At 73.3% G+C, this 6,927-nt stretch carries 7 protein-coding genes; 4 read left to right on the top strand and 3 right to left on the bottom strand.

Going from position 1 to position 6,927, the window contains the following annotated elements; genetic code table 11:
- Positions 1 to 131: 131 nt before the first annotated feature.
- Positions 132 to 431: a putative quinol monooxygenase gene (locus ACIRR9_RS16300; RefSeq protein ID WP_403751705.1), complete on the top strand. Its 300-nt coding sequence runs from the start codon at positions 132 to 134 to the stop codon at positions 429 to 431.
- Here the strand turns inward: ACIRR9_RS16300 and ACIRR9_RS16295 are convergent.
- The gene (locus ACIRR9_RS16295; RefSeq protein WP_403751703.1) at positions 333 to 923 is read right to left on the bottom strand and encodes a nuclear transport factor 2 family protein; all 591 of its coding nucleotides are present in this window, start codon (positions 921 to 923) and stop codon (positions 333 to 335) included. The two genes, ACIRR9_RS16300 and ACIRR9_RS16295, sit on opposite strands and share 99 nt — an antisense overlap.
- Positions 924 to 1,037: 114 nt before the next feature.
- On the opposite strand from ACIRR9_RS16295, the gene ACIRR9_RS16290 reads away from it, so the two are divergent.
- Positions 1,038 to 1,649, top strand: a complete 612-nt coding sequence (locus ACIRR9_RS16290; protein WP_403751702.1) for a TetR/AcrR family transcriptional regulator — start codon at positions 1,038 to 1,040, stop codon at positions 1,647 to 1,649.
- A 32-nt stretch (positions 1,650 to 1,681) separates the two neighbouring features.
- Here ACIRR9_RS16290 and ACIRR9_RS16285 read toward each other — a convergent pair whose 3' ends face one another.
- On the bottom strand, positions 1,682 to 3,049 hold the full coding sequence (locus ACIRR9_RS16285) for an APC family permease (protein WP_403751700.1): 1,368 nt from the start codon (positions 3,047 to 3,049) through the stop codon (positions 1,682 to 1,684).
- Positions 3,050 to 3,214: 165 nt separating this feature from the next.
- Here ACIRR9_RS16285 and mmuM point away from each other — a divergent pair, with 165 nt between their 5' ends.
- Both mmuM and ACIRR9_RS16275 read left to right on the top strand, forming a co-directional pair.
- A complete protein-coding gene (gene mmuM / locus ACIRR9_RS16280) occupies positions 3,215 to 4,132 on the top strand; it encodes a homocysteine S-methyltransferase (protein WP_403751698.1) in 918 nt (305 codons plus the stop codon).
- A 153-nt stretch (positions 4,133 to 4,285) separates the two neighbouring features.
- Complete coding sequence (locus tag ACIRR9_RS16275; protein ID WP_403751696.1) at positions 4,286 to 5,344, top strand: LacI family DNA-binding transcriptional regulator; 1,059 nt, start codon at positions 4,286 to 4,288, stop codon at positions 5,342 to 5,344.
- Here ACIRR9_RS16275 and ACIRR9_RS16270 read toward each other — a convergent pair.
- Positions 5,318 to 6,874, bottom strand: a complete 1,557-nt coding sequence (locus ACIRR9_RS16270; RefSeq protein WP_403751694.1) for a carboxylesterase/lipase family protein — start codon at positions 6,872 to 6,874, stop codon at positions 5,318 to 5,320. The genes ACIRR9_RS16275 and ACIRR9_RS16270 overlap by 27 nt on opposite strands.
- Between the last annotated feature and the right edge of the window lie 53 nt (positions 6,875 to 6,927).

The following is a 6,927-nucleotide window of genomic DNA, read 5'->3' as shown; positions in this document are numbered from 1 at the left end:
CGGGGGGGGATGGCGTACCACTTTGAGGGGGCCGGGGGGGGGGGGGGGCCCGGGGGGGGGGGGGGCGGGGGGGGCCGGCCCGGCGCCTTTTGGGGCCCGGCCGCCCCCACCCCCGAAGAAGGCGGCATGACATGGCCTACGGCTACATCGGCTCGATGAGGACCCGGCCCGGCAGGCACGACGACGTGGTGGCGATCCTGCTCTCCGCGGCCGGGAGCCTCCGGGAGCTCGGCTGCCGGAGCTACGTGGTGGGTCTGGCCGCCGACGACCCGGACACGATCGTGGTCACCGAGGTCTGGGAGTCGAAGGAACACCACGACGCGTCCCTGCGGTCACCCGGGGCCAAGGAGGCGATCGCGGCCGCCATGCCGATGCTCACCGGCGAGTTCACCGGCCGCGAGACGACCGTCGTGGGCGGTCTGGGCGTCTGAACGGTCCGCCGGTCCGCGTCGGCACGCTCCTCGGTCCGCGGTGGCGTCGGCGCTGTTCGCCTGCACGGCGGCGACGAGTGTGTCCAGTTGCCCCCGGACCCGGGCGGCGGTGACATGGTCGAAGTAGTCACGGGAGCTGACGATCCGGCCGTCGCGCACCCGCAGCACGAAGATGCCGGGCAGTGCGAAGGGTTCCCCGGTCTCCTCGACCGTTCCCTGGTACTCGAACTCGGCGACGATGACCTCGGGGTCGGTCGTCTCATGGATCGTGATGTCGGCCGCCCGGCGGTTGAGCAGGGGGCCGAAGCCGGTCGGCCTGAAGTGTTCGCGCAGTTCGTCGCGGGTACGGAGGGCGGCAGCACGGAGCGGATCGAACGGGTGCACGACGTGCGTCCGTTCCGCGTACAGCTCGGGCAGTTCGCTCCACCGGCCCTCCGCGACACCGTTCACCAGCGCGAGGAAGACCTCCCGCGGACCGGGGACCTGCGTCATGACACCCTCCCGTCGTCGGCACCGACACGCACCGGCAGCGAATTACCATCCGAAGTGCGGACTCCGATTATACGGAGTCGCGACTTCGGATAGCGGGATACGAGTGAAAGCACGATGAGCACCCCAGGCAACCGAGAGACGAGCGGCGGACGGCCGCTGCGCGCTGACGCGCGCACCAACCGCGAGCGGATCCTGAACGTCGCCGAGCAGGTCTTCGGCAAGGGCGGCCGGTCGGCGTCCACCGAGGAGGTGGCCCGCCTGGCCGGCGTCGGCGTCGCGACGGTCTTCCGTCACTTCCCCACCAAGGCGGCGCTGCTGGAGGCCGTCCTCGTGCAGCGGTTCGACCGCCTGCGCGAGCAGGCCGAGGCGCTCTCTCGCGCCCCGGACCCGGGCGCGGCGTTCTTCGGTTTCTTCAGCCACCTCGTCGCCGACGCGGCAGGCAAGATCGCCATATCCGAGGCCCTGCTCGACGCCGGCAGCGCGGACGGCGGCGCTGCCGTACAGGCGTCGGACGGACTGCGTCGGGCCGTCGGCACCCTGCTCCGCAACGCCCAACACGCCGGTGCGGTCCGGGGCGACGTCGAACTGCCCGAGGTGTACGCCTTGCTCGTCGCCACCTCACGCGCCCGCCCGGCGAAGGAGGTACGGGACCGGATGCTGGCCATCGTCTTCGACGGCCTCACGTCAGGTGCCGGTGCGGGAACCTTCGGAACAGCCGGGCGGTGAGCGTGGCGGCGGTGGCGGGCGCCGTGCCGCCGTTACGCGGTGGCTTCCTCCGGCTGCCGTCCCCGCAGCCACACGTACACCGGGATCCCCGCGAACAGGAACAGCACGCCCTGGTAGACGGCCGCGTAGCCGGCGCCCGCGATCAGCCAGAAGGAGAAGGCGAAGGAGAGAGCGGCCACGATCAGGTCACGGACCAGGCCGGCCGGACGGACCCGGTCCCGGGTGCCCTGGGCGAGCCAGTAGAGCTGGGCGGCGGCCGAGAGCAGGTACGGGACGCAGCCGGTGAAGGTGGTGACGAGGACCAGGACGCGGAACGTGGTGTCCGGGCCCGCCGTGTAGTTGAGGCCGATGAGGAGGGTGCCGAGGACGGCGACCGCCCAGACGCCGAAGCCGGGCACCCCGCCCTTGCCGACCTTCGCGAACGGCTTCGGGAAGAGGCCGTCGCGGGCGGCGGCGTACGGCATCTGCGCGGCCATCAGGATCCAGCCGTTGAGGCAGCCGACGATCGAGGCGACGGCGACCAGCGCGATCGCCGTGCCGCCCCAGCCGCCGCCGGTGATCGCGTTCACCGCGTCGGCGAAGGGCGCGCCGGACTTCACCAGCTTGTCGTGCGGGACCAGGCCGAAGACGGCGACCGTGCCCAGGAGGTAGACCAGAGCGGAGGCGAGCGTGCCGAGGACACTCGCGCGGCCGACGGTGCGCTCCGGGTTCTCGACCTCGCCCGCGCTGACCGCGGCCGACTCCACACCGAGGAAGCTGTAGAGGAGCAGGGCCGCGGCGGCGGCCAGGGCGCCGGGGGCGCTGTCGCCGGACGCGTTGAACGGGCCGAAGTTGTGGGTGTTCACGAAGAACAGGCCGACCGTGGCGACCAGGAGCAGCGGGACGAACTTCAGGACGGTCGAGACGATCTGGACCGCGCCGACCCAGCGGGTGCCGGCGAAGTTCGCTACGGCCGGCAGCCAGAGCGCGGCGAGGGCGGCGACGCCTTCGAGGGCGTGGTTGCCGTGCAGGGGGATCAGTACGTCGACGTAGCCGACGACCGCGACCGCCAGTGCCGCGATGCTGACCCAGCACATCGTCCAGTACGACCATGCGGAGAGGAATCCGGCGAAGGGGCCGAAGGCGTCGCGCGGGTAGACGTACAGACCGCCGGTGACCGGGCTGCGCCGGGCCAGCTTGCCGAAGAGCAGGGCGAGCAGGACGGCGGCGACGGACAGGACACCGAAGGCGAGCAGGCTGACCGTGCCGTACGGGGCCACGGCGGCGGGCAGCGCGAAGATGCCGCCGCCGATGATGTTGCCCATGACCAGGGCGGTCGCGGTGGCCAGGCCGAAGGTGCGGCGGGGAGCGGACGGGGCCTGGGTGGGTTCCTCGGCCTCGATGGGACTGGGGGCTGTCATGGCGGTTCCGGTTCCGGGGACGTGCGTGGGTGCGGGCGGGTGGGCTGCTGCGTGTGTTCGGGCGGGGAGTCGGGTGATCGTATACCGGGTGTCCATATGCTGGTCGATCTGTTCATACAGTGGACACACTCGGTCGTTCGGGTCCGGGTCGACTAGCGTCGGGGCATGACCAGCGACAACTCCCCCAGCCTCGCCGACGCCCTCGCCGCCGGGACGGTCGTGCTCGACGGCGGCATGTCCAACCAGCTGGCGTCCGCCGGCCACGACCTGAGCGACGAGCTGTGGTCGGCGCGGCTGCTGGCCGACCGGCCCGACGCGGTCAGCGACGCGCACCTCGCGTACTTCAGGGCGGGCGCGGACGTCGCGATCACCGCGAGCTACCAGGCCACGTTCGAGGGCTTCGCCAAGCGCGGGATCGCACACGAGGAGGCCGCGCGGTTGCTCGCGCTCAGCGTCGAGCTGGGGCGGGACGCGGTGCGGCGGGCGCAGGAGGAGGGGATCGTACGGCCGTTGTGGGTGGCCGCGTCGGTCGGGCCGTACGGGGCGATGCTCGCGGACGGCTCCGAGTACCGGGGGCGGTACGGGCTGAGCGTCGACGAGCTGGAGCGGTTCCATCGGCCGCGCCTTGAGGTGCTGGCCGGGGCCGGACCCGATGTGCTGGCGATGGAGACCGTGCCGGACGCGGACGAGGCGGCGGCGCTGCTGCGGGCGGTGCGGGGGCTGGGCGTGCCGGCCTGGCTGTCCTACAGCGTGGCGGAGGGGCGGACCCGGGCCGGGCAGCCCCTGGAGGAGGCGTTCGCCCTGGCCGCCGACGTGGACGAGGTCGTCGCCGTGGGCGTGAACTGCTGCGCGCCGGAGGATGTGGACCATGCGGTGGAGGTCGCGGCGAGGGTGACCGGGAAGCCGGTGGTGGTCTATCCCAACAGCGGGGAGGTGTGGGACGCGGCGGCCCGGGCGTGGACGGGACGGTCGACGTTCGGCGCGGAGCAGGTCGCGGGGTGGCGGGATGCGGGGGCGCGGTTGATCGGGGGGTGCTGCCGGGTGGGGCCGGAGGCTGTCGCCGGGATCGCTCGGGTGGTTTGAGGGGCGCCTCGTCGCCGTAGGTGGTTCTCAGCACGGCGGCTGCGGGTCGTCCTGGGCTGGTCGCGCCCACGCGGCGGAGCCGCAAATCAGCACTGTCCCGCGCCCCTTTCGGGGCGCTAAGGTCCCCTTGGGAACCGGTTGCCGGGGGTGGGGTTGACCAGAAAGAACGGGGAAGCCGGGCGGAGCACCATTCGTGATGTCGCCGCCCGGGCCGGGGTGTCCGCGTCCACTGTTTCCCGGGTGCTCGCCGGGGACTACCCCGTCAGCGCCGCCACCCGTACTCGGGTCCTGCGTGCCGTCCGGGAGATGGACTACGTCGCCGACGCCCGCGCCAAGGCGGTCGCCGGGGTCGGTACGCCCACCCTCGCCTTCGTGCTGGAGGACATCACCGGGCCCTCCTTCGCGCACATGGCGCACGGCGTGGAGCGGGAGGCGGCGCGGCTCGGGCATCTGAGTCTCGTGTGCAGCACCGACGGCGATGTGCGGCGCGAGCTGGAGTTCATCGAGATGATGCGCGCCCAGCGGGCCGCCGCCGTGATTCTCGTCGGCGGCGCGGCGGACACGCCCGAGTACCGGGAACGGACCCGCCGTATCGCCGACTCGCTCGCCTCCGCCGGGTCCCGGCTGGTGCTGTGCGGGCGGCCGCCGCTCGGGCCCGGCGCGCCGGTCACGGTCATCGAGTACGACAACGAGGGCGGCGCCCACGCCCTGGCCGCCCATGTGCTCGCGCAGGGGCACCGGCGGGTGCTGTTCCTCGGCGGGAAGCCGGACCACACGACGGCGATGGGCCGGGTGCGCGGCTATCTGGCAGCCCATCGCGCCCGGGGCCTCGAACCCGACCCCGCGCTGCTCCTGCACGGCGACTTCACCCGTGACTCCGGGCACCGTCTGATGCGCGAGGCCCTCGCCCGGAAGCTGGAGTTCACGGCGGTCGTCGCCGCCACCGACATGGTCGCGGCCGGCGCACTCACCGCCCTGCACGAGGCGGGGCTCGACGTGCCCGGCGATATGTCCCTCGCCGGGTACGACGACATACCGTTCGCCCGTGATCTGCACCCGGCCCTGACCACCGTGCATGTGCCCTACGAGGAGCTCGGACGGCTTGCCGTCCGCACCGCCCTCGGGCACGGCGCGGAGTCTGCCGACGAGCATCTGCTGCTCGGCACGCATGTGGTCGTACGGGACTCAGTGGCGGCGCACAGCAGCCATTGAGCGGCGCAGCCGGCGTACTGCCAGGGCCAGTTCGGCCGGGCGGTCGGGGTGCGGCGGCACATCGGGCGTCCAGAGCGCGAACTCCTCGTCCCGCGGGCCGGACACCGTGCGGGGCTCGCCGTCACCGAAGACGCGGACCGGGTGGGTGTCGTCCCAGGACTGCCAGCCGGGGTCGCCGGTCGTGGCGAAGCGGACCCATGCGCCGTGCATCTCGTCGCCCAGCTTCTGCGGGGCGCCCGCACCGGCGAGCCGGGCCGAGTCGGGGACGGTCCCGGTGTCGAAGACGAAGCCCAGCTCCAGGGCGTGGCAGGCGCCGAGGTCGGGACGGTTGGAGGGCCAGGCGAACTCGTAGAGGTACGACGAGTCGGGGCGGGCCTCCGCCAGCCGGTGCAGCGGCAGGCGGAGCAGGTGGTCGGTGACCATCTGGCCGACGATCTCGGCGGGTCCGGCCTCGGGGTGCAGGGCGCGGTAGCCGCGCGGCACCTCGTGGCCGACATGACAGCGGGCCATGGCGCCGGCGAGGGCGACCGGGCCGAGCCGGTCGACGTGGTCGACGAGACCGCCGGGGACCAGCCAGAGCCGGTACTCGTCGCGGGTCCAGCCCATCAGCAGGTCGACGCCGCGGGCCGCCTCGCCGTCCAGGAGGGCCTGCAGCGGGTCGCGCGGGACGAGGTCGCCGTCGACGACGATTCCGAAGGCGGGGCCGCCGAGGACGGGACTGCTGAGCCGCCCCACCTCGGCCTGGGTGCGCAGCAGCAGTTCGCGGTCGACCTCGGCGAAGGCCTGGGCGGTGGCGGGGATCCTCAGCCGGTTGGCCATCCGGCGGACCATGCGCCGTACCTTGTCCCGTTCCGAGGCTTCGGGCGGGCCGCTCTGCAGCACGGCCCGGCGGATCAGGCCCTGGGCCCGGGGTACGGCGAGCAGGGCGCCGGCGCTGATGGCGCCGGCGGACTGGCCGCAGAGGGTGATCCGGTCCGGGTCGCCGCCGAACGCGGTGACGGTCTCGTGGACCCAGCGCAGGGCGGCCAGCTGGTCGTGCAGGCCGGGGTTGGGCGGGGTGTCCGGGAACAGCCCGTAGCCCTCCACGCCCAGCCGGTAGTTGACCGAGACGAGGACGACACCGTCACGGGCGAACGCATGACCGTCGTACACGGGTACGGCCGAGGATCCCCTGGTCAGGGCTCCGCCGTGCAGCCAGAGCAGCACCGGGAGCCGGGCGCCGGGGCCCGGCTCCGGGGTCCAGACGTTGAGGTTGAGGCAGTCGTCACCCGGGATCACCGGGTCGGACAGGTACTGCGCGAACGCCTCCGAGTACGGCGGTTTCGGCGCCGTCGGCCCGAAGGTGCCGGCGTCCCGGACGCCGTCCCAGGGCTCGGGCGGCACGGGCGGACGGAACCGGTGCTTCCCGAAGGGCGGGGCGGCGTACGGAATGCCGCGAAAGACCGCGACCCCGCGCTCCCACCTGCCCCGCACCGCCCCGTACGGGGTGTCGGCCACCGGGTTCTTCGCGTCCGTCCCGTCTGCCGTCATCCGCCACCAGCTCCTCCCGCCGCGTGTGCCAGAACGCCGGTAGGACAAGAGCA

Origin of the sequence: Streptomyces sp. NPDC101234 (assembly GCF_044767525.1) — a bacterium.
GTDB lineage: Bacteria > Actinomycetota > Actinomycetes > Streptomycetales > Streptomycetaceae > Streptomyces > Streptomyces sasae.
The sequence above is the reverse complement of the archived record's forward strand: the minus strand, read 5'-3'. Positions and strand labels throughout refer to the sequence as shown.

Excerpts from the sequence above, each read along its gene's own strand:
- ACIRR9_RS16300 (WP_403751705.1), top strand. The coding sequence starts at position 132 with ATGGCCTACGGCTACATCGGCTCGATGAGGACCCGGCCCGGCAGGCAC.
- ACIRR9_RS16285 (WP_403751700.1), bottom strand. The coding sequence starts at position 3,049 with ATGACAGCCCCCAGTCCCATCGAGGCCGAGGAACCCACCCAGGCCCCG.
- ACIRR9_RS16290 (WP_403751702.1), top strand. The coding sequence starts at position 1,038 with ATGAGCACCCCAGGCAACCGAGAGACGAGCGGCGGACGGCCGCTGCGC.
- ACIRR9_RS16270 (WP_403751694.1), bottom strand. The coding sequence starts at position 6,874 with ATGACGGCAGACGGGACGGACGCGAAGAACCCGGTGGCCGACACCCCG.
- mmuM (WP_403751698.1), top strand. The coding sequence starts at position 3,215 with ATGACCAGCGACAACTCCCCCAGCCTCGCCGACGCCCTCGCCGCCGGG.
- ACIRR9_RS16295 (WP_403751703.1), bottom strand. The coding sequence starts at position 923 with ATGACGCAGGTCCCCGGTCCGCGGGAGGTCTTCCTCGCGCTGGTGAAC.